The 21,399-nt window shown below is 32.3% G+C and carries 22 protein-coding genes; 12 read left to right on the top strand and 10 right to left on the bottom strand.

What is annotated here, in order from left to right; all coding sequences use genetic code 11:
• Positions 1-73 precede the first annotated feature (73 nt).
• From kynU to FHS04_RS10400, 10 genes are all read left to right on the top strand, one after another.
• Entirely contained in the window at positions 74-1,339 is a 1,266-nt protein-coding gene (gene kynU, locus FHS04_RS10445) for a kynureninase (RefSeq protein WP_244906263.1), read from the top strand.
• Positions 1,340-1,690, top strand: a complete 351-nt coding sequence (locus tag FHS04_RS10440; protein WP_106676664.1) for a hypothetical protein — start codon at positions 1,340-1,342, stop codon at positions 1,688-1,690.
• 26 nt (positions 1,691-1,716) lie between these two features.
• A complete protein-coding gene (locus tag FHS04_RS10435) occupies positions 1,717-3,135 on the top strand; it encodes an FAD-dependent oxidoreductase (protein ID WP_106676662.1) in 1,419 nt (472 codons plus the stop codon).
• 172 nt (positions 3,136-3,307) lie between these two features.
• The gene (locus FHS04_RS10430) at positions 3,308-3,721 is read left to right on the top strand and encodes a RidA family protein (RefSeq protein WP_106676660.1); all 414 of its coding nucleotides are present in this window, start codon (positions 3,308-3,310) and stop codon (positions 3,719-3,721) included.
• Positions 3,722-3,797: 76 nt separating this feature from the next.
• Positions 3,798-5,237, top strand: coding sequence for an aldehyde dehydrogenase (locus tag FHS04_RS10425; RefSeq protein WP_106676658.1), 1,440 nt, complete (start codon positions 3,798-3,800; stop codon positions 5,235-5,237).
• Positions 5,238-5,312: 75 nt separating this feature from the next.
• Positions 5,313-6,095 carry an SDR family oxidoreductase gene (locus FHS04_RS10420; RefSeq protein WP_106676656.1) on the top strand — a complete coding sequence of 261 codons (783 nt, stop codon included), beginning with the start codon at positions 5,313-5,315 and terminating at the stop codon, positions 6,093-6,095.
• 141 nt (positions 6,096-6,236) lie between these two features.
• The gene (locus tag FHS04_RS10415) at positions 6,237-6,728 is read left to right on the top strand and encodes a 3-hydroxyanthranilate 3,4-dioxygenase (protein ID WP_106676654.1); all 492 of its coding nucleotides are present in this window, start codon (positions 6,237-6,239) and stop codon (positions 6,726-6,728) included.
• A 67-nt stretch (positions 6,729-6,795) separates the two neighbouring features.
• Positions 6,796-7,881, top strand: coding sequence for an amidohydrolase family protein (locus tag FHS04_RS10410; protein WP_027880277.1), 1,086 nt, complete (start codon positions 6,796-6,798; stop codon positions 7,879-7,881).
• The gene (locus FHS04_RS10405) at positions 7,881-8,522 is read left to right on the top strand and encodes an O-methyltransferase (RefSeq protein ID WP_106676652.1); all 642 of its coding nucleotides are present in this window, start codon (positions 7,881-7,883) and stop codon (positions 8,520-8,522) included. The genes FHS04_RS10410 and FHS04_RS10405 overlap by 1 nt, the downstream gene beginning before the upstream one ends.
• A 5-nt stretch (positions 8,523-8,527) precedes the next feature.
• Positions 8,528-8,893 carry a nuclear transport factor 2 family protein gene (locus FHS04_RS10400; protein ID WP_106676650.1) on the top strand — a complete coding sequence of 122 codons (366 nt, stop codon included), beginning with the start codon at positions 8,528-8,530 and terminating at the stop codon, positions 8,891-8,893.
• Positions 8,894-8,942: 49 nt separating this feature from the next.
• On the opposite strand, the gene FHS04_RS10395 is transcribed toward FHS04_RS10400, so the two are convergent.
• From FHS04_RS10395 to FHS04_RS10385, 3 genes are all read right to left on the bottom strand, one after another.
• The gene (locus FHS04_RS10395; RefSeq protein WP_106676648.1) at positions 8,943-10,463 is read right to left on the bottom strand and encodes a S8 family peptidase; all 1,521 of its coding nucleotides are present in this window, start codon (positions 10,461-10,463) and stop codon (positions 8,943-8,945) included.
• A 259-nt stretch (positions 10,464-10,722) separates the two neighbouring features.
• A complete protein-coding gene (locus FHS04_RS10390; RefSeq protein WP_036227460.1) occupies positions 10,723-11,010 on the bottom strand; it encodes a Sec-independent protein translocase subunit TatA/TatB in 288 nt (95 codons plus the stop codon).
• Between the two features lie 32 nt (positions 11,011-11,042).
• Positions 11,043-12,011: a type I phosphomannose isomerase catalytic subunit gene (locus FHS04_RS10385; RefSeq protein WP_106676646.1), complete on the bottom strand. Its 969-nt coding sequence runs from the start codon at positions 12,009-12,011 to the stop codon at positions 11,043-11,045.
• A gap of 115 nt (positions 12,012-12,126) precedes the next feature.
• Here FHS04_RS10385 and FHS04_RS10380 point away from each other — a divergent pair, with 115 nt between their 5' ends.
• Positions 12,127-13,890: an aromatic amino acid hydroxylase gene (locus FHS04_RS10380; protein WP_027880283.1), complete on the top strand. Its 1,764-nt coding sequence runs from the start codon at positions 12,127-12,129 to the stop codon at positions 13,888-13,890.
• Between the two features lies 1 nt (position 13,891).
• Here FHS04_RS10380 and FHS04_RS10375 read toward each other — a convergent pair whose 3' ends face one another.
• Positions 13,892-14,644, bottom strand: a complete 753-nt coding sequence (locus FHS04_RS10375) for an enoyl-CoA hydratase/isomerase family protein (RefSeq protein WP_106676644.1) — start codon at positions 14,642-14,644, stop codon at positions 13,892-13,894.
• A gap of 131 nt (positions 14,645-14,775) precedes the next feature.
• On the opposite strand from FHS04_RS10375, the gene FHS04_RS10370 reads away from it, so the two are divergent.
• On the top strand, positions 14,776-15,087 hold the full coding sequence (locus tag FHS04_RS10370; protein ID WP_106676642.1) for a rhodanese-like domain-containing protein: 312 nt from the start codon (positions 14,776-14,778) through the stop codon (positions 15,085-15,087).
• Here FHS04_RS10370 and FHS04_RS10365 read toward each other — a convergent pair.
• The 6 genes from FHS04_RS10365 to FHS04_RS10340 form a co-directional block, all read right to left on the bottom strand.
• Complete coding sequence (locus tag FHS04_RS10365) at positions 15,082-15,681, bottom strand: DUF4230 domain-containing protein (RefSeq protein WP_106676640.1); 600 nt, start codon at positions 15,679-15,681, stop codon at positions 15,082-15,084. The genes FHS04_RS10370 and FHS04_RS10365 overlap by 6 nt on opposite strands.
• A 323-nt stretch (positions 15,682-16,004) precedes the next feature.
• Complete coding sequence (locus FHS04_RS10360; RefSeq protein WP_106676638.1) at positions 16,005-16,646, bottom strand: response regulator; 642 nt, start codon at positions 16,644-16,646, stop codon at positions 16,005-16,007.
• Position 16,647: 1 nt separating this feature from the next.
• Positions 16,648-16,911 (bottom strand): hypothetical protein, encoded by a 264-nt coding sequence (locus tag FHS04_RS10355; protein ID WP_106676636.1) that lies wholly within the window; start codon positions 16,909-16,911, stop codon positions 16,648-16,650.
• An 87-nt stretch (positions 16,912-16,998) separates the two neighbouring features.
• On the bottom strand, positions 16,999-18,810 hold the full coding sequence (locus FHS04_RS10350; protein WP_106676634.1) for an ATP-binding protein: 1,812 nt from the start codon (positions 18,808-18,810) through the stop codon (positions 16,999-17,001).
• Between the two features lie 147 nt (positions 18,811-18,957).
• Positions 18,958-20,847: an outer membrane protein assembly factor BamB family protein gene (locus FHS04_RS10345; protein ID WP_106676632.1), complete on the bottom strand. Its 1,890-nt coding sequence runs from the start codon at positions 20,845-20,847 to the stop codon at positions 18,958-18,960.
• 11 nt (positions 20,848-20,858) lie between these two features.
• The gene (locus FHS04_RS10340; protein ID WP_027880291.1) at positions 20,859-21,332 is read right to left on the bottom strand and encodes a YbjN domain-containing protein; all 474 of its coding nucleotides are present in this window, start codon (positions 21,330-21,332) and stop codon (positions 20,859-20,861) included.
• Positions 21,333-21,399: the final 67 nt, after the last annotated feature.

The following is a 21,399-nucleotide window of genomic DNA, read 5'->3' as shown; positions in this document are numbered from 1 at the left end:
TTACAACGCTAGTAATCTTTAAGTACTTAATAAATTTATGTTATTTTTGTTAGCAACGCAAAAAAATATACAATTGACCAACTATAAAACCGGTCTTGATTACGCAAAAACACAAGACCAAAACGACACATTAGCGTATTACCGCAATCAATTTCATATTCCAAAAGACAAAGAAGGAAACGACTGGTTATATTTTACAGGAAACTCGCTAGGATTACAACCAAAAAGTACACAAAATTACATTCAACAAGAATTAAACGATTGGGCAAACCTTGGTGTAGAAGGTCATTTTGAAGCTAAAAACCCATGGATGCCATATCACGAATTCTTGACTGAAAGTATGGCAAAAATCGTAGGCGCAAAGCCTATTGAAGTTGTAGTGATGAACACGCTAACCACAAACCTACACTTGCTAATGGTTAGTTTTTACCAACCAACCAAAACCAAATACAAAATTGTTATAGAAAGTGATGCATTTCCATCAGATCGATATGCAGTACAAACACAATTAGATTTTCATGGTTTTGATGCAAATGAAGGTTTAATTGAGTGGAAACCTCGAGAAGGCGAAGAATTATTAAATATTGAAGATTTAGAAACAATCCTAGATCAACAAGGTGATGAAATCGCTTTACTTTTAATTGGCGGCGTTAATTATTACACAGGTCAATATTTAGATATAAAGCGTATCGCAGAGCTTGGTCACGCCAAAAACTGTATGGTTGGTATCGATTTAGCACATGGTGTAGGAAACATTCAACCAGAATTACACAACTCAGGCGTAGATTTTGCAGCTTGGTGTACTTACAAATATTTAAACTCTGGACCAGGTAGTTTAGGCGGACTTTTCGTTCACGAAAAACACGCACACAATAAAGATTTAAAGCGTTTTGCAGGTTGGTGGAGTCACAATAAAGACACGCGTTTTAATATGCGTCAACCGTTAGATGTTACACCTGGCGCCGAAGGTTGGCAACTTAGTAATCCGCCAATTTTATCTATGGCTGCCATAAAAGCGTCATTAGATATGTTTAATGAGGTTGGTATGGAAGCGTTACGCAAAAAATCAGAGCAACTAACAGGTTATTTTGAATTTTTAATTAATGAATTAAACAACGATAAAATAAAAATAATCACACCAACAGATCCAAAACAACGTGGTTGCCAATTATCGATTCAAGTTAAAGATGCCGATAAAAGTTTACATCACAAATTAACCAAAGCCAATATTATTACAGACTGGCGCGAACCTGATGTTATACGCTGTGCACCAGTACCGCTTTACAACAGTTTTGAAGATGTATTTAGAATGGTTGAAAAGTTGAAAGAAATTTTGTAGATGAAAAATTTTTTTTCACTAATAAAGGATGATAATATTTTACTCAAAATCAAGAAGAAATCTGAAGCAAGTTTTTGGGAATATCAAATTTTAGGACTGTTCTATTATCTTTTTAATTTAAGCTTTGACTATTTTATAATAACTGACAAAAAAATAGTTTATGTAATAAAAGATAAATTAATAAAAATTGCTGAATACAGTGATTTTTCAAACTTAGAATTTAATTCTAAAAACGATATTTTTTATTATAAAAGCATTGATAATCAAGAACAAAAATTAAATTTAAAAAGACTTAGATTATCATATGAAGAAATTCAAAAAATAAAGAAAGTATTGAATCATAATATTTAGACACTTGATTAAACAAGGATAAAATAATGAAACAAAAAGAAAACATATTAATCATTGGCGCAGGTTTATGCGGCTCACTTTTAGCACTACGTTTAGCACAACGAGGCTATAACGTTAATGTTTACGAAAGTAGACCAGATCTACGAACAACAGACATTTCTGCAGGTCGTTCTATCAACCTTGCCTTATCAGATCGCGGTTTCAAAGCCTTACGTTTAGCTAATGTTGAAGATAAAGCGCGTGAGATTTGTATCCCAATGAAAGGTAGATTAATGCACGATACCAAAGGTAACACCTTTGCATCCAACTATTCTGGTCGTGATAACGAATACATCAACTCTATTTCAAGAGGTGATTTAAACGGAATGCTACTAACCGAAGCCGATACATACGACAATCTAACCATTCATTTTAATTCAGAATGTGAAACGGTAGATTTAGACACCAATACCGTTCATTTTAAAAATCGTAATACAAATGAAGCGTTTAACGTCACTGCAGACGTTATTTTTGGTACTGATGGCGCAGGTTCAGAGTTAAGAAAAAGCTACTTTTTACAGCGTAAATTCTTGTTCAGTTTTTCTCAAAATTTCTTAACACACGGTTATAAAGAATTAGAAATTCCTGCAGCCAAAGACGGAAGCCATCAAATCAGTAAAGATTATTTGCATATTTGGCCAAGAGGCGAATATATGCTTATCGCTTTACCTAATTTAGACGGAAGTTTTACGGTGACGCTGTTTTTAAGCCATGAAGAAGGCACTTATAATTTCAAATATTTAGATACTGAAGACAAAATAAAAGCCTTTTTCCAAGCACAATTTCCTGATGCTTTAGCGCTAATTCCGAACATTGCTGAAGAGTTTGCAAACAATCCAACAGGTGCTTTAGGCACTATAAAATGTTCACCTTGGTATTATAAAGGCAACACCTTAATTCTAGGTGATGCGGCGCATGCTGTTGTTCCGTTTTACGGTCAAGGAATGAATGCCTCTTTTGAAGATGTAGCTGTTTTAGATAGCATTATCGATAAACATGAAGACGATTGGGAAACCATTTTTAAAACCTATCAATCGGTTAGAAAAGCAGATGCAGATGCTATTGGCGAGTTAGCCGAAGAGAACTATTACGAAATGCGTGATCACGTTGCTAACCCAATGTTCAAAACAAAGCGCCTGCTAGAAATGCAATTAGAAAAGCATTTCCCAGAGCACTATTTTTCAAAATACTCGATGGTCACATTCAATGAAAATATTGGCTATCACGAAGCTATGACCAAAGGTCGTGCGCAAGACAAAGCCATTTTAAACATGATTGCAGACAATGAGATATCGATAACAGCAGATATGACTTATGAGCAATTAGAAAAGGCTTTACAAAAAGTACAAGAAAAAACTAACGATATTATAGATGATGACAACGTTGCAAAAACAATGCATCACTAAATTCCTGCGAAATCGAAGATTCACGAAATCAATGAGCTTAAATAAGAATCAATGAGTAAAGCAGGAATCTCATAAAAAGAATAAACTGTCACTTCGAGCGCAGTCGAGAAGTCTCAGGAAAATAAAATAATCAAAAAATAGATTCTGAATCAAGTTCAGAATGACAACCAATATGAGCACAAACGCAGGAACTAAAGTAACACCAAGAGGCGCATATCCACATGTAAAAGTGGTAGGCGATTTCATTTTCGTATCAGGAACCAGTTCAAGGCGCGCAGACAATACAATTGCTGGTGTAGAACTTATTGACGAAATGAACACCAAAAAATTAGATATCGAAGTTCAAACCAGAGAAGTTTTAAAAAACATCGATAAAAATTTACAAACCGTTGGTGCCAGCCTTAAGGATGTAGTTGATGTAACTACCTTTTTAGTAAATATGAATGATTTTGCAGGTTATAACAAAGCCTACGCCGAGTTTTTTGAAAAAGAAACTGGACCAACCAGAACAACAGTTGCTGTACACCAATTACCACATCCAGATTTATTGGTTGAAATTAAGGTGATGGCGTATAAAAAACAATAAAACTGTCATGTCGAACGCAGTCGAGATATCTCATCATGTGATTTCTCACATTCGTTCGAAATGACTAATCAGAATAATGAACATACAAAATTACATTAACGGTCAATTTGAAAACCCATCATCTAACAGTTGGATTGACAACTACAATCCTTCAAATGGTGAAGTCTATGGACAAATCCCAAACTCATCAAAAGAAGATGTAGAGCAAGCTTACAAAGCTGCTAAATCTGCTTTTCCTAGTTGGAGTCAAACTACTTTAGAAGAACGTAGCAGAATTCTCATTAAAATTTCAGAATTATTAGAAGCTAATTTAGACCGTTTTGCAGAAGCCGAAAGTAAGGACAACGGAAAACCTGTAAGTCTTGCCAAAATGGTAGATATACCAAGAGCAGCAAGTAATTTCAGGTTCTTTGGTAATGCCATTACTCAATTTGCAAGTGAAAGCCACGAAAGCGTTGGTCAAAACGCTGTAAATTATACACTACGCCAACCTATTGGTGTTGTTGGTTGTATAAGTCCTTGGAACTTGCCATTGTATCTCTTCACTTGGAAAATCGCACCTGCAATCGCTGCAGGTAATTGCGTTGTTGCCAAACCAAGTGAAGTTACACCAATGACAGCGTATTTGTTAGGCAAAATTTGTAATGAAGCTGGCTTACCTAAAGGTGTGCTGAATATTGTTCACGGTTTAGGTACTACGACTGGTCAAGCTATTGTAGAACATCCAAATATCAAAGCCATTAGTTTTACTGGCGGAACAGCAACTGGCGCACATATTGCCAAAGTTGCCGCACCAATGTTTAAAAAGCTATCTTTAGAATTAGGTGGAAAAAACCCAAACATCATTTTTGCCGATTGCGATTATGACGATATGCTGAACACAACCGTACGCTCGTCGTTTGCTAATCAAGGTCAGATTTGTTTATGCGGAAGCCGAATTTTTGTAGAGGAAACTATTTATGACAAATTTAAAGCTGACTTTGTAAACAAAGTAAAAGATTTAAAGGTTGGTCATCCTTCTGAAACAGATACGAATATTGGCGCTTTGGTTTCAAAACCGCATCTTGAAAAAGTAAAAAGCTACATCGAAATTGCTAAAGAAGAAGGCGCAACTGTTTTATGTGGTGGAAACGAAGTTTCGGTTGAAGGTTACGAAAACGGCTACTATTTACAACCAACAGTTATTGAGGTTAAAACAGATGATTGTCGCGTGAATCAAGAAGAAATTTTTGGACCAGTAGTCACCATTATGCCATTCAAAACTGAAGACGACGTATTAGAAATGGCTAACAAAGTAAAATACGGTTTATCAGCAACACTTTGGACTAACAATCTAAAACGCACCATGCGAATGAGTAACCAACTACAAGCTGGTATCGTTTGGATAAACACTTGGATGATGCGCGATTTACGCACACCTTTTGGTGGCGTTAAAGCTAGCGGAGTTGGTCGCGAAGGTGGATTTGAAGCTTTACGCTTTTTTACTGAGGCTAAGAATGTATGTATAAAGTATTAATGTCATTCCTGCGAAAGCAGGAATCTCATTTAACAATATAAACTAAAAAGATTCCTGCCTACGCAGGAAGTTATTATGGACTTAAAACTAAACAACAAATACGCGCTAGTGTGTGGTAGCACAGCAGGAATTGGTAAAGCAACTGCTTTAGCTTTAGCTGAAGAAGGTGCAAATATCACACTAATAGCAAGAAACGAAGACAAGCTAAAGGCAGTTTTAGCTGAATTACCAAAACACAGAAACCACGATTATATCGTAGCTGATTTTTCTAATCCGATGGAATTAAAAGAAAAAGTTGAAAGCTACATCAAAAACAATCACGGATTTCATGTCTTGGTAAACAATACTGGCGGACCAGCTGGTGGACCAGTTTTTGATGCGAAAATTGAAGAGTTTGAAAGCGCTTTTACACAGCATTTAAAATGTAATCATGTATTGGCTCAAGCTGTTGTTCCGTTTATGAAAGCTGAAGAATTTGGACGTATTATTAATGTCATTTCAACATCTGTAAAACAGCCATTAGACGGACTTGGTGTAAGCAATACCATTCGTGGTGCTGTAGCCAATTGGAGTAAAACCTTGGCTAACGAACTTGGACAATTTGGCATTACCGTAAACAATGTGTTACCTGGCGCAACTGGAACAGAACGTTTAACCGAAATCATAAAAAACAAAAGTGCTAAAACTGGCAAAACAGAAGAAGAATCTGCTAACGCCATGAAAAGTGCTGTACCAGCAAAACGATTTGCAAAACCAGAAGAGTTAGCTGCTGCAATCACCTTTTTAGCAAGTGAAAAGGCGAGTTATATTAACGGAATTAACCTTCCGGTTGATGGTGGTAGAACAAAAAGTTTATAAGCCTAATATTTCAAAAATATTATTCTTAATTTTATTGAATTGATGAATCTGCGTTAAGGATTGAAAGGTTTGTTTGAGCTCCTCGCAGAGAGCGAGCCTTGAAAGCCTGACCCAATAGGGTAACGCCAAAAAAAGTATACAATGAGCAAATTATTTCCGCCTATTAATTTTAAAGCATGGATTGAAGAAAACCGTCATTTACTAAAACCACCTGTTGGTAATAAAGTGGTTTGGAAAGATGCCGATGTTATTGTTATGGTTGTTGGTGGACCAAACGATAGACAAGATTATCACTATAATGAAACACCGGAATTTTTCCATCAAATTGAAGGTGACATGGTCTTAAAAGTTATTGAAGATGGTAAACCAAAAGATATTCATATTAAAGAAGGTGAAATTTTTGTATTACCGCCAAAAGTACCACATTCACCTCAACGAAGTGCAAACACTGTAGGTTTGGTGATCGAATATCCTAGACCAGAAGGTGTTATGGATAAATTACAATGGTACTCGGATGAAGATACAAGTTTGATTTATGAAGAAGAATTTATGCTTGACAATATAGAAACTGATATGCCTGCTATTTTTGACCGTTATAACGATATGGTTAAAAAAGGGGCTTTTAAAAAATAAACCCAATTACATCTAACCAACACAAAAACAGTTACTAAAATTTAAAATTTGGTAACCCCTTAAACAAATGAGCAAACGCAAACTAAGAATTAACGGTCATTCACATTTACTGCCTTATCCGGAAGAAATTCCGCAATTTATGAAAGATAAAGGTATTTTTTGGGTAGATAAAGACCGTAAATACATGCTTCAAAAAGATTGGAATAGACCCATTACAGATTCTAGTTTTTTCTTAAATGAAAAATTAGAATGGATGGAACGCAACAAAATAGACCATGCAGTTGTGCTAAACTTATCTCAGTTATATGGTAATGGTTTACGTGTTGAAGAAATGAAGCAAGCCTTACGTTTTCAAAATGATTTTAACGCAAAAATTCAGCATGAAAATCCAAGTAAATTTACTACTGGGTTTGTAGTGCATCCAGGATTTGTACGCGGTGCTTGTTGGGAAATTGAACGTTGTGTGGAAGAATTAGGTATGCGTTTACTGTGTTTACCAACGCATTACATGGATACGATTGGGACTTGGCGTTGTATTTTTGATGAAGAAAACGAACCTATTTTTGAATTAGCCAATAAGTATAATTTAGCTGTTGAAATTCATCCCTATGATGGTGAAAAATTCATAAAGCTAGAAAACACGTCGTGGCGTTTTCATCTCATTTGGATGTTAGCACAATGTGCAGATGCGTATCACTTTTTAACCTTAAATGGCTATCAAGATAAGTATCCAAACATGCGAACTTGTTTTGCGCATGGCGGACAATTGGCACAGATTAATTTAGGACGACGTATACAAGGTTTTGATGGTAGACCAGATTTATTTGAAGGTAAACATCACCCAAGAAAAGCTGTAGCGCATCCAAATATTTTCTTTGATACATTGGTACACGATACTGGCGGACTTCAATTATTAATCAAAAATCAAACCTCTAAACAAGTCTTAATGGGATTAGACGATCCATATCCTTTAGGTGAAATGGAAAGCGTAAAACAAAGTTCTTATCCTGGTAAAATATTAGATCTGGCTATAGAAAGAGATATTATTAATGAAACCGAACGTGATGCAATTTGGGAAGACAATGTAATACGTTGGCTTTGCGGAAATGATCAAGCTGAAAAGGATAAGTTATATAAGCGAATTTTAGGATAATGTATTTTTTACCAGAAAAATTAGACGATTATGTTGTTGCACATTCTGAAGAAGAGCCAGAATTACTACAACAACTAACAAGAGAAACCTACCAAAAAATTTTACAACCTATTATGCTTTCTGGACCGTATCAAGGTCGTGTATTAAGCATGATATCTAAATTAGTACGTCCTAAAACTATTTTAGAGCTTGGTACTTTTACAGGCTATGCAACACTTTGTTTAGCTGAAGGTTTAGATAAAAATGGTCAAATACATACTATTGATATTAATGAAGAATTGCATGATTTTCAGCGTAAATATTTTGATAAATCGGCTTATGGAGATCAAATCATTCAGCATACAGGAAGTGCTTTAGATATTATTCCTGCTTTAGATATGACATTTGATTTAGTATTTATTGATGCCGATAAACCTAATTACGTAAATTACTTTCATTTAATTATTGAAAAACTAAATCCTGGCGGAATTATTCTATCCGATAACGTCTTATGGCACGGTAAAGTAGTTGAACCTTTAAACGAAAAAGACACATCTACAAAAGCTGTTTTAGAGTTTAATACACTTTTAAAAGACGACCATCGCATAGAAACTGTATTGCTACCAATACGTGATGGATTGACTATTAGTAGAAAAAAATAGTTAAGATGAATAGAAAAGAAATTGCAATAGATTTTTTAAAACTTGCTGGATTAGGTGGCGTTAATGCTGCTTTTAATAAATATGTATCTGAAGAATTTATTCATCATAATCAATACTTTGAAGGAAGTAAAGATGCTTTGTTAAAGGCTATGCAAGATGCGCATGATACAAACCCTAACAAGAGCATTGACATTAAGCAATGTTTTGAAGACCAAAATACTGTAATCACACATAGTCTTGTTTGTAAAGCAGAATTAGATATTGCGGTTGTCCATATTTTTAAATTTAATTCGGATAATAAAATAACCGAACTTTGGGATCTTGGTCAAATAATAGATAAAGATTCTCCTAATACAAATGGATTATTTTAAAAAACCTCTTCAATTTGAAGAGGTTTTTTTGTGACTTATTTCAATTTAATTATTGTACAGCTTGCAAAGCATCTATTGTTCCGTAACCAAAACTAGAATGTTTATTAGGATATAAATGTGCAGATTGCTTTAATTTATTCAGAACTTGACTTCTACTCCAACTTGGATATTTAGACCAAACTAATGCAGCAATACCTGCAGTTGTTGCTGTAGCTACAGAAGATCCGCCTGTATACTGTCTTTGTCCGTTATAAAATCCTAAAACTGGCGGATGTTTACTAGTATTATTATCACCTTCCATTACGATAGTAAAATCTATTTTATCACCTTCGTGACACACATCGCAAGTTTCATAATATGCGCCATCTGTAATACCAGTTACTGCAACTGTTTCGCTCATAGTTGCTGGAAAAATAACACCATACCAGTTAGTGAAGTTTGTAGATGTTCCGCCAGCAGCAAAAATTAATTTTCCTTTACTGTATGCGTATTTAACTGCATCTTTTATATTACCAATTGACCACGGATAACCTATTGACATCGAGATTATTTTAACATCACTTCTGTTTCCTAATTGAGTTAATGCATCACTTACACCTTTACGCTCGTGATAATCATTTAAAACTACATCTTCCGTAGCCCTGTAAGCCACAAGGTTTGCATTATAAGCAACACCAACTGGCATTCCATTATCGTTACGTGGAGCAGCAATGGTAGATCCCATTTGCGTACCATGACCACATTTATCATGTGGACCATCATAATTGCTACTCCACCACCAAGAAGAATCTATAAATGTCCCGTACTTTTGAACAAAACGACCGTTTGAATATCCGTCGTTAAATCCAGAACTATTTAATAAAGTTTGAGATTGAGATACACCTGTATCTATTAATCCTACAGTAATACCAGATCCTGTTGAATAGTTCCATGCTTGTGGAATATTGTGCTGATAGAAGTGCCAAGACACTTGCGCATTATTTGGAGCTACAGTAGAATAATGTGCAGAATTTATAGTTTCTCCATTTTTAGAACATCCAGAATCTGACAAAGATCGTTGACTACTTGTGTTGGTCGAATAATATTGATTATATCCGTTAGGCTCTAAATACCTAACACCATTGATTGATTTTAAGCGTTTTATTGTTTCAAAATTTTCAACCTGAACATCGACAACATTAATAATATCATGCTCTACTAATGTTTTTTCGCTTCGTTTATATCCTTCAGTAGCTTCTACAATTTGAAGAATTTTTTCTAGGTTTTGTTTTAGTCTTTCAGATTTTACTTCACTAAAATATTCATCTTCTTGACCGTAACCTATCGTTAAAATATTATTACCGTGTGTAACTGCACTCCAAAGTGTATGTGCATCTACTTGGCTCCAATCAAAATCACCTGTAGTTTCTAAACTTTCGGTTATTTTACTATTAATTTCTTGTACTGTTAAAGGATCTTTAACTTGTTGATCTGAAAAAGATTGATCTTCATGCACGTCTTCTTCTTGACAAGATTGCATAAAAACAATTGCTAAACAAAATATTGCTAGCTTAAAGGGAAAAGTTTTCATAATTATTGGTTTATCGGTTAATCAATTAAATATATAAATAATTAACAAATATTAACTCGTAAAATTATGAATTCTCTAAAAAAAACAGAAGTTTAGTGTAAAATTTAATATGTGTTTTAGCGATTAATCCCATTGAAGTATAATATACTATTGCACTAAAAAAGCTGAGGTTTAAAAATAGCTTTCTCTTCTACTTTCCTCTAAAATAAAAAGGATATAAAAGTATGGAGCGACACTTATTATAATATCCTAAAAAGTTTTATTTGTTACGTTTTATTGAACCTGTAAACTGCTCTAAATCGTCTTTTACTTTGTTTAACTCTTCGTTTACTTCTTTGGTAATGCTTGTATCTATACCATTATTTTCTGCAGATTTTGTAATCTCATGTTTAATATCGTTGGTAGCGTCTTTTAATGTACGCATACCTTTCCCTAACCCTTTAGCGATATCTGGTATATTTTTAGCTCCGAACAGCATAACAACCACCAAGAGTATGAAAAACACTTCGGTTGTACTAATAAATAATATTTGTGATGCTAATATCATGCTGCAAATATACTAAGATGTTTGTTTAGTCCTTAAAAATAAACCTCCAAAATTTGAGCGTCATCAGACTTTAACATAACGTCATTTACAGATGCTGGTAAAAGAATGGTTTCTCCTATGTTTATGGCATAATCTTTTTGCTGATATTGAATTACAGCTTGACCAGAAACACACATGTAAATCACAAAAGAATCTACATTACTGTAATCTTTTTTTACTTCTCCTTTAATTGGTAGAAAATTAGATTTAAAATATGGAGAATGAATTAATTTATTAGATGTATTTAATTCTTTTTGATAATCAGTCTTGTAGCTACTTTCTACATTAAAATCAAGCACTTCTGTAGCTTGTTCTGTATGTAACTCTCTTGTTTTACCTGTTGTTTTGTCTACACGATCATAATCATAAACACGATAAGTTACATCTGATGTTTGTTGTATTTCTGCCAACATAACTCCTGCTCCAATAGCATGTATACGTCCCGTTGGAATATAAAATGCATCTCCTTTTTTTACATTTTCATGATGCATTACATCTAAAACAGATTTATCTTCTAAATGCTGTTTAAATTGTGTTTTATCAATTTCTTTTTCAAAACCTACAATAATATTAGCGTCTTGATCTGCTTGCATGATGTACCACATTTCGTTTTTCCCAAAGGAATTATGATGTGCTTTTGCATATTCATTATTAGGATGTACTTGTATTGAAAGTGGTGTTTTAGCATCTATAAATTTAATAAGCAACGGAAAAGCTTCACCAAACTGTTTATACACGCTTTCTCCTAAAAATTCGCCTTTAAACTCTTTTATTAGTTGTTTTAAAGTGTAACCTTTTAATGATCCATCTACAACTACTGTTTCATCATTAGGTACATCAGAGATTTCCCAAGACTCACCAATAGATTCTGAATCGTAATCTTTATTAAGAACGGTTTTTAATTTGTTTCCGCCCCAAATTCTATACTTAAATAGAGGTTGAAATTTTAAAGGAGTTAGCATTTGTCTAATATTTTTAAACAAAATTAAAAATTTTTATTGACTAATATACTGTTTTACAGCATTCTATTTTTAGTGTAAATTTTAGTATTTTTACATAATAGCAAACCCTATTACAATGAGCTTAAAAAATATCGAAACTAATCCTATCTTAGAGCGCTTACCTAAGCACTTAACGCAATTTATAAAACCTCAAAACTATGAGGATTACAGTGCTATTGATCAAGCCGTTTGGCGCTATGCTATGCGTAAAAATGTAGATTACTTAAGCCAAGTTGCTCATCATTCTTATTTAGACGGTTTAAAACAAACAGGAATTAGTATTGATGCTATACCAAACATGTATGGTATGAATCGTATTTTAAAAGAAATTGGTTGGGCTGCAGTTGCAGTAGATGGGTTTATTCCTCCTAATGCTTTTATGGAGTTTCAAGCTTATAATGTTTTAGTTATTGCTAGTGATATTAGACAATTAGAGCACATAGAATATACACCTGCTCCAGATATTATTCATGAAGGCGCAGGACATGCTCCAATTATTGCAAATCCAGAATATGCAGAATATTTAAGACGTTTTGGTGAAATTGGTTGCAAAGCGATTAGTAGCGCAAAAGATTACGAATTATATGATGCTGTAAGACATCTTTCTATAATAAAAGAAGCGCCAAATACGCCACAAGACGAGATTGATAAAGCCGAAAAAAAAGTTGAAGATTTACAACAAAATATGGGTAAACCAAGCGAAATGGCTTTAATAAGAAATTTACATTGGTGGACTGTAGAATACGGTTTAATTGGCACACTTGAACAGCCTAAAATTTACGGAGCTGGATTATTATCTTCTATCGGGGAAAGTGCTTGGTGCATGACCGATAAAGTGAAAAAACTACCGTACTCTATAGAAGCTACTTTTCAGGATTTTGATATTACAAAACCACAACCACAACTATTTGTCACACCAGACTTTGCGCACTTAAGTTTAGTTTTAGAAGAATTTGCAAATACTATGGCATTACGTACTGGCGGCGCAAGCGCAGTAAATAAATTAATAGAAAGCAACGCACTAGGCACCATAGAATTAAGTACAGGTTTACAAATTTCGGGAGTATTTACTAATGTTATAGAAACTAACGGAAAAGTGCACTACATCCAAACCACTGGTAAAACTGCATTGGCTAATCGTGATAAAGAATTAGTAGGTCATAGTACTTTAGAGCATCCAGAAGGTTTTGGGTCTCCAATAGGAAAATTAAAAGGTATTAATCTTGCTATTGAAGATATGTCACCAAGAGATTTGCGTGCATATGATATTTATGAAGGTGAAACTGTAACGCTTGAATTTGAGGGTAATATTACCGTAACTGGCGAAATCATTACAGGAACTAGAAACCTACAAGGAAAAATTATATTAATAAGCTTTAAAAACTGTACCGTAAAACATAACGATACAGTTTTATTTAAACCAGAATGGGGACAATATGATATGGCTGTAGGAAAAGAGGTTATATCTGGATATTCTGGACCTGCAGATTTACATAGTTTTGATTTAATTTCTCATAAAATTAGTAGTAATACCATTCATGAGGAGAAATCGCCAGAGAAACTTGAACTTATTTCACTTTACAAACAAGTTAGAGATTACAGAGAAGGTACTAATAAAACCATTTCTAGAACTAAAGTTTTAGAACAGTTACAGGATAAATTCCCTAACGATTGGCTTTTACCTGTCGAGTTATACGAATTAGCTTTTAAAGGCAATGAAAAAGAATTATGTACTTCTATTTTAAACCATCTAGAAACTATTAAACAAAACCGACCTAAAATTGGTCATTTAATAGATGACGGCATTAAAATTGTAAATGAAGAAGCTGTTTTAAGTTAAACTACTTATAACTAGCTAGCTTTTCTTTTGTAAAACTACTTAGCACTAATTTACCGCTAATTTTGGCGCGTTCTTTTAGTAACGTGTCCCAATTTTCGGTGTTTTGCCAAAGTACGTTTTTAAGTTCTGATAACGCTTCTGGATTATAACTAGCTAATTTATTTGCGAGTTCGTTTACTGCTTGGTCTAATTCTTCAATGGTTTCAAAAACATTTGCATAAAGTCCTTTGTCTTTTGCGTATTCTGCCGAGTAAAAATTTTCGGCATCAATAGTCATTTGCGAAAATGCGGTTGCTCCTATTTTTTTAGAAACTGCTGGCTCGATTACAAATGGTCCAATACCAATACTTATTTCGCTTAATTTAATAGCTGCATATTTGGTTGCTAAACAATAATCTGTTGCACTAGCCAAACCAACACCGCCACCAACAGCTTTACCTTGTACGCGCCCAATAATAATTTTACCACAAGTACGCATGGCATTGATAACATTAGCAAAACCAGAGAAAAATAAATCTCCTGCTTCTAAATTATCTATCGCAATTAACTCTTTAAAGCTTGCTCCTGCGCAAAATGTACGGTCGCCACCACTTTTTAAAACAATTACTTTTACTTCATCATCGTTACCTGCATTGGTGATTACTTGCGCTAATTCTTTTAAAATAGGACTTGGCATTGCATTATGTTCTGGAGTAAAAAACTCGATAAATGCTATATTATTTTTGGTAGTTTGCTTTACGTAAGACTGAGCCATAAATGATTTTTTAGTTTGTGTAGTTACAAATTTAAGAGTTTAAACTATATCTTTAAGCAGAAGTAACAATTGTTACTAAGAACTATACTATGTTTTGTATTTTTACATCAATTAAAAACAGCTATTAGATTATGGGAATTTTCAGCTTTCTTTTCGGTAATAAAAATGAAAAAATTAAAGACTTTCAAAATAGAGGTGCAATAATTTTAGATGTTAGGTCTAAAGCCGAATATGATTCTGGAGCTATACCTGGCTCTAAACATATACCATTACCAAGCATACAAAGTAAAGTTGCCGATATTAAAAAATGGAACAAACCTGTAATTACATGTTGTGCTAGTGGTATGCGATCTGGAAGTGCTGCAGCTATTTTACGACAAAATGGTGTTGAGACTATAAATGGTGGCGGTTGGCTTAACCTTGCTAAAAAGTTAGACTTATAATTTTAAATCTTCTACTTTATCTATTACTTTTTGGTTGTATTGCAATGTCCAACCTAAACTATTGGTTAAAATATAGAATTTAGATAGCTCACTAACTAATCTATTCTCTGCATTTGATTTTAAATTAGATGCATTTATCTTTTTAGTTATTTGCTGTTTTACTTTTTTGTTGATAGCATTATAATCTTCAGCTTTAAAAGGATTTAAAAAGTCTGCTTGTACATCATAATATTCTAACTCAGGGAAAATTTTTATTTCTTGTTCTGGTAATTTTGTAATGGTTAGTGTTTTATTTTCTTCGTCTAAATTAAATTCAATTTTACTTAAATCGTAAGCAACCGTCACTTCTGCATTAACGACAACTAGTGCTTTTTTTTCAACCTCTATTAAATCTCCAAATACTGCTTTGCTATTTTTATAGCTAAAAACTTCGCTAAAGTTACCTTCGGTAACAACTAGCTTACTAACGTTTTTTATTTGCTTTTCTATTAATGTAGAATGTTCTTGAATAAGAATTTCTTCTTTATTAGAACATTTATTTATGATAAATATAACCATTAAAGTTATGCATATTCCTACTACTATTTTTCTCATAATTTAAAGGTAAATAAAAAAGCACCAATGTTTACAAAAAACAAAAGATGCTTTTTTTATATGTAGATTAATAGCCTTGCAAAAATAGATTTATATTATTGAGACTAAATAATTTAAATGTTACTAAATTGATAATAAAAAAACACCAGATTTAATAAACTTTTAATAAGTTTATTAATCTGGTGCTTATAGTGAAATATGATTAATAGCTTTATAAAATTAAAACTATCTTTGAGTTTGTATCTTTTTTTTCGACCAAAAGAACATATCTTAGTTTAAGATACTATTTGTAGATTTTATCTTACAAAACATACTGAAAACCTCTAAATCAGATTATTACGCCTTGCTTTTTGTACGGCTTCTAATTTTGAGTGTACTTGTAGTTTTGAGTAAATATTTTCTATGTGCTTTCTTACTGTAGAAGGTGATAAAAACAAATTATCTGCTATAACTTTATAGCTTAATCCTTTTGACAATTGCTCTAAAACCTCAACTTCTCTGTTGGTTAAATTAATTTCTTCTTTTGATACATCTTTAAAATCTACTGGATTACGGAGTAACTTTAATGTTTTTAATGCAATGGAAGGATTCATAGCTGCTCCACCATTTAAGGTATCTACAATACCATTAAATAGCTCATGTGGATTAACATCTTTTAATAAATACCCATCTGCTCCTGCTTTTATGGCGTTAAAAATATTCTCGTCATTATCAAAAACCGTTAGCATAATTATTTTTATTTGCGGATACTTTTGTTTTACAGCTAATGTTGTTTCGATACCGTTTAAGACAGGCATTTCTATATCCATTAAAAGCGCGTCTAAATTATGGTCTTTATCAAGTTTTTCTAATAAATCTGCACCATTATTGGCGGTATATTTTACCTGAATTTCTTCAAAAAAAGAGAGCTTCTCTTTTATAGAAGAAATTAAAAAACTGTTATCGTCTATAATAGCTATTTTCATTTTAGTTGCTCTCTTTATTAATTGAAATTTGTTTTAAAATTTCAATTTGATTTTTAATTATAGATATTTTAATGTTAATCCTTTTGATATTAATTTTTGAATTTTGTTTAGCCAAATACTCTTTTAGATTGGTTTGCTTGTCTAACTTATTTTGAAAATCATGAACAATTAAATTATGATGATGTATTTCTTTTTTAACAACATTAAAATGCCAAAAAAGTAATATTAAAGTAACTAAGAATAGTATAAAAATTGGATAGTTCATAACGCAAATATTGAACATTAGATGACTATCAAATTTAAAAAAGATTAATAGTTTTTAAAATAAGGCAATTGCCCTATTTAATAAAAATTACATTTTAAATTTTATGGTAATTTCTGTACCTTGGTCGGAAGATTTCATTTCAAAATCTGCATCAATTTCATTTGCTCTTTTCTTCATTGATGACAGACCATTACCAGCCTCTATAGTTGATTGATCAAACCCAATACCATTGTCTATAATCGAAATTTTCAAATCGTTATTTACTATCTCAAAATTAACTACAATTTTAGTTGCTTTTGCGTGTTTTACCGCATTATTTATTGCTTCTTGAATGATGCGATATACGTCTATTCCTTGAAGTGAATTAAGCTTAACATTATCTGTATCCTTAGGATAATTAAACTCAAAATCAATACCTAATAAAGAGGTTTTTGCTGCTTCTATAAAATTGGTGGTTCTTGTTTTAAGGTCTTCAAAAGTAATTTCTTCTTTATTCATTGCCCAAATCGTATCGCGTAAATCGGTAATTGTACTTCGGGTAAAGTTGCCTATAGAATCAAACTTATTGTAAAGTTTTTCTTTGGTGAAATCAAAATATTTCAAATTGTCTAAAGACGAAATTATAAAGGTTAACTGAGAACCGATATTATCGTGTAAATCTTTAGAAATAGCTAATCGCTGTTCTTGTAAATTATTTTGATTTTCAATTTTTATTAAAGCCTCTTTTAGTTCGTTTTCTTTAATTATTTGCTTGTTTTTTAAGCGTTGTTGTTTATAAACTAAATAACCTATTAATCCTAAAAAGAAAGCTAAACCAAATGCGTAATAAGTTAAGGTGGTTTTTCTCTTTATTTTTGCTTCTTTAATTAATATATCAGATTTTGCTTCTGCTAGTTGTTTTTCTTTTTTTTCGGTTTCAAATTGTATTTGGAGTTCTTCTATCTTATTCTGCGTTGCTACATTGTTTGTACTATCCTTTAAAGCTTGAAATCTTTCATTAAAGTCTAAAGCATCTTTGTATTTGTTTAGTTTTTTATAGCATGTAGCAATATTTTGATAACAGTATTTTTCTAAATGTTTGTACTTGTATTTATTAGCTAATTCTGCACAGGTTTTATAATTATCAATAGCTTTAATGTAGTTTTTTTCTTGTTGAAAAATTTCTGCTATATGCACGTAGTTTACAGTTATTCCATAATTATCTGCAATTTTATTTCGTATAACCGAAGAGCTATCTACGTAGGTTTTAGCTAATTCATAGTTTTGTTTTTCGGCAAACGTATTAGCTATATTTGCGTAGCTATAACCAAGCCCTATACTATCTTTTAACTGCTTCTTTATAGCTAAAGATTTATATTGATAGTATAAAGCGCTATCAAGTTTTTTGTCCATACTTAGCAATACGCCATAATTATCATATACTGGATTTAAACCTTCTAAATCATTTTCAATTTCTAGTAGTTTTATTCCTTTTTGCATGTAATAAAACCCTTTATCTAAGTCTCTAGTTTTTAAGTTGTAGCCTAAACCACCGTAAGCTATACCTGCTTTTGTATTATTTTTTTGATGTTCAAAAATTCTTATTGCTTGCAAAGTGTACTCTAACCCTTGATCAAATTTATTTTGATACGATTTAAGTTGACCGTATTTAAACATAATTTCGCCTAAAGCAATACTATCGTTTATACTTTTAGAAAGTTCTATCCCTTTATTAAATAATTGTTCTGACTTTTCTAGCTCTGCGACAAAACTTCCGTAGGGAATTTCAATAATAGTATTTAAAGCTTGTTTTGGCTTTTGGGTTTTAATTTGGTTGCTTATACTATCTAGATATGTGTTTTGATCTTGAGCGAAGAGATTAAATCCTATAAAAAAGAAAATGAAATAATAGCGATTCATTTATGTTGGTTTTAGTCTTATAAAGTAAAGTGATAAATATTAGATTTCAAAAAAAACTAAAAAAATAAACACCAACTTATAAGTAAAACTTATTTTAAATGTTGGTGTTTACAGATTGATTAATAGCGCGTTTTTAGTATTTACATACTATAATTTATATGCATAAATGGTGCTTTTATTGGCTTTATAAAATAGCACACCTGCTACTTCGTCTACTTGATATTCTGGTTTTTTGTCTTTAAGAATAATTTCTTTATCTACATTACCATTATCTTTATTTACTTTAACTAAACCAACGCCATCATCTAATTTAGTTAAAATGAATTGTGAGTTTTCTGTAGCTGCAGTTGCTTTAAAACGTTTTGACATGATTTTAAAAGACTCGTCTGCTATAGAGGCAAACATATCTGCAGCTCTTTTGTTTTCTTTTCCATAATCATTGTAGTTATCTAGATTATTAGCACTACCGTATCGTGTTTTATTTAAACCTGCTTGATAAGAATGCGCCATAGTTAGTGCTGTAGACGCTACAGCTACTACGCCAGATAAGGCTTTCATAAAACCGCTTTTTGATGGTGATTTATAGTATTTATGATACACTTCGTTACCATCTTTATCTAAAACCATCATATTTTGAGATGAGGCTAGGTAAATGTTACCGTTTCTCATCTCCATTTGGTTAGCGTCTTCTTTTTCGTCAAACTTTACTTTTGCAAAATCTTGTGTATCTCCAGAATTTGCATCAATACTAAAAATAGTACCATCTGCTGCAATTAAATATCTATTATTATCGGCATCAAAAGTTGACGCTACAGAAGCTGAATTTTTATATTTTAATGGCTTATCCCAAACTTGCTCACCTGTTTTTAGGTTAACAATATTTGCATCTTCGCTAGTTATATAAATTAATCCTTGAGGTGAATTTGCCATAACCATTATATTTTCTCCTGTTTTTAATGGTTTTTTAAATAACGTTTCTCCTTCAAAAGAAATCTTATTTATTCCTCCTTGCTGGATTCCGAATAAAATCCCATCATCCTGAACATAAAAGTGCTGCACATAACCTTTAGTTTTTGGTGCTTTTTCCCAAAGATCTTCTCCTGTACTAGCACTTAAAAAAGCGATTTCAGATTCGTTTTTTTGAGAGAATACACTTTTATCTCCGCCATCGCTTTTATTACTAACAACAGCTATACCTTGCGGTAATATTTCAAAATTAGATACGATTCCTTTTACTTTTCTATCGTCTTGCCATAGCTCTTTTCCATCTGCTCCAATTTTATGTATTCTTGTGTTTTTTCCGTTTGTTGTGGTTTCAAAACCATAAATTTCTTTTTCAGATTTATCAGACACCATCCAAGCTACTCTTTTAATCTTGTTTGTCCATAAATCTTCACCTGTATGAGATTTAGCAATTAAACCTTGAGCTGTTGGAATGATTAAAAAATCTTTTAATAATAATGGTAATCCTGTTACACTAAAATCTTTAGCTACGCCTACTCTACCTGGTTTATCTAAAAAGAAACTGTAATCTAATTGTTGTGTGCTTAAATCGTAAACTGCAACTTTAGGTGTCATTTTTTCAGCTTTTGTGCCTGTTTTTTGGATACCACTAACTACTAATTTATTGTCTGGTAAAAAGATATTACATGTGTAAACTTGATTCCAATTATCATTATCTGAGTTAAAAATCACTTTTCCTGTTATGTAATTAATAACTGCTCTTTTAGTTTTTGTAATACCTGCTAATTTAGAGCCTGCACCTTGTGATACTATGATATATGGCGAATCTTCTACAAAAATAGTTTCTTCTGGAGTTAACTTACCAAAATTATTAAATGTAAATGTAGGTGTGCTAGTTTCTGGATTTATTCCTACTAAACCATCATTTGTTGCGACTACTAAAATGCCACCAACAGTTAATGTCATTTCGTTAATTGTTGCGCCTAAATCGTAAGAATTGTTAGGTTGCTCTGCTTTTTGTGCCAATGATAATTGAACACAAAAAATAATTAAAAGTAGATTAATAGCTTTCATAACTTCTTTAATTAAAACACAGTCTTATTTACATCTTTTTGTAAAGCCAACGTTACTCCGCTTTGAAATAACTTTACAGCACTTACAAAGGTTTTGTCAGAAAACCCATTATCTATCCAAAAGTAATAGTAGAATGATACCGTATGAGCAGATTCGTTATAATAACATTTAATCATTATCACTTCTTTGTTTACGGTATTAAACACCTCTAAAATTTCGTCTTTTTTAGCGCCTTTTTTTACAGTATAAACACTATTAATACTTATATATCTTTGTTTAGGATCGATATCTAAGTACATTGTTTGGCTATCTTTTATTTTTATAAACGTGTCTTTAACGTCCAACACATCCATGTAGGCATTCTCAAAAATAGTTTCTAAGTATTTAGGTGTTACATTATCTGGAGATGATAATTGTCCTTGAGCAAAGGTTTGTGTTGCTATACACATTAAAAAAAGCAACATTAGTTGTTTTAAAGTTTTCATTTTGTTTCGATTTTAAATTATGATTCAAAATTGAAATAAAACAACAAAAATGTAAATACGTCATTTG

The organism is Mesoflavibacter zeaxanthinifaciens subsp. sabulilitoris (genome assembly GCF_014191595.1).
GTDB classification, from domain to species: Bacteria; Bacteroidota; Bacteroidia; order Flavobacteriales; family Flavobacteriaceae; genus Mesoflavibacter; species Mesoflavibacter zeaxanthinifaciens.
The sequence above is the reverse complement of the archived record's forward strand: the minus strand, read 5'-3'. Positions and strand labels throughout refer to the sequence as shown.

Excerpts from the sequence above, each read along its gene's own strand:
- FHS04_RS10405 (WP_106676652.1), top strand. The coding sequence starts at position 7,881 with ATGTATTTTTTACCAGAAAAATTAGACGATTATGTTGTTGCACATTCT.
- FHS04_RS10400 (WP_106676650.1), top strand. The coding sequence starts at position 8,528 with ATGAATAGAAAAGAAATTGCAATAGATTTTTTAAAACTTGCTGGATTA.
- FHS04_RS10345 (WP_106676632.1), bottom strand. The coding sequence starts at position 20,847 with ATGAAAGCTATTAATCTACTTTTAATTATTTTTTGTGTTCAATTATCA.
- FHS04_RS10360 (WP_106676638.1), bottom strand. The coding sequence starts at position 16,646 with ATGAAAATAGCTATTATAGACGATAACAGTTTTTTAATTTCTTCTATA.
- FHS04_RS10420 (WP_106676656.1), top strand. The coding sequence starts at position 5,313 with ATGGACTTAAAACTAAACAACAAATACGCGCTAGTGTGTGGTAGCACA.
- FHS04_RS10435 (WP_106676662.1), top strand. The coding sequence starts at position 1,717 with ATGAAACAAAAAGAAAACATATTAATCATTGGCGCAGGTTTATGCGGC.
- FHS04_RS10380 (WP_027880283.1), top strand. The coding sequence starts at position 12,127 with ATGAGCTTAAAAAATATCGAAACTAATCCTATCTTAGAGCGCTTACCT.
- FHS04_RS10415 (WP_106676654.1), top strand. The coding sequence starts at position 6,237 with ATGAGCAAATTATTTCCGCCTATTAATTTTAAAGCATGGATTGAAGAA.
- FHS04_RS10370 (WP_106676642.1), top strand. The coding sequence starts at position 14,776 with ATGGGAATTTTCAGCTTTCTTTTCGGTAATAAAAATGAAAAAATTAAA.
- FHS04_RS10385 (WP_106676646.1), bottom strand. The coding sequence starts at position 12,011 with ATGCTAACTCCTTTAAAATTTCAACCTCTATTTAAGTATAGAATTTGG.
- FHS04_RS10365 (WP_106676640.1), bottom strand. The coding sequence starts at position 15,681 with ATGAGAAAAATAGTAGTAGGAATATGCATAACTTTAATGGTTATATTT.
- FHS04_RS10425 (WP_106676658.1), top strand. The coding sequence starts at position 3,798 with ATGAACATACAAAATTACATTAACGGTCAATTTGAAAACCCATCATCT.
- FHS04_RS10395 (WP_106676648.1), bottom strand. The coding sequence starts at position 10,463 with ATGAAAACTTTTCCCTTTAAGCTAGCAATATTTTGTTTAGCAATTGTT.
- FHS04_RS10350 (WP_106676634.1), bottom strand. The coding sequence starts at position 18,810 with ATGAATCGCTATTATTTCATTTTCTTTTTTATAGGATTTAATCTCTTC.
- FHS04_RS10355 (WP_106676636.1), bottom strand. The coding sequence starts at position 16,911 with ATGAACTATCCAATTTTTATACTATTCTTAGTTACTTTAATATTACTT.
- FHS04_RS10390 (WP_036227460.1), bottom strand. The coding sequence starts at position 11,010 with ATGATATTAGCATCACAAATATTATTTATTAGTACAACCGAAGTGTTT.
- FHS04_RS10410 (WP_027880277.1), top strand. The coding sequence starts at position 6,796 with ATGAGCAAACGCAAACTAAGAATTAACGGTCATTCACATTTACTGCCT.
- FHS04_RS10375 (WP_106676644.1), bottom strand. The coding sequence starts at position 14,644 with ATGGCTCAGTCTTACGTAAAGCAAACTACCAAAAATAATATAGCATTT.
- FHS04_RS10440 (WP_106676664.1), top strand. The coding sequence starts at position 1,340 with ATGAAAAATTTTTTTTCACTAATAAAGGATGATAATATTTTACTCAAA.
- FHS04_RS10430 (WP_106676660.1), top strand. The coding sequence starts at position 3,308 with ATGAGCACAAACGCAGGAACTAAAGTAACACCAAGAGGCGCATATCCA.
- FHS04_RS10340 (WP_027880291.1), bottom strand. The coding sequence starts at position 21,332 with ATGAAAACTTTAAAACAACTAATGTTGCTTTTTTTAATGTGTATAGCA.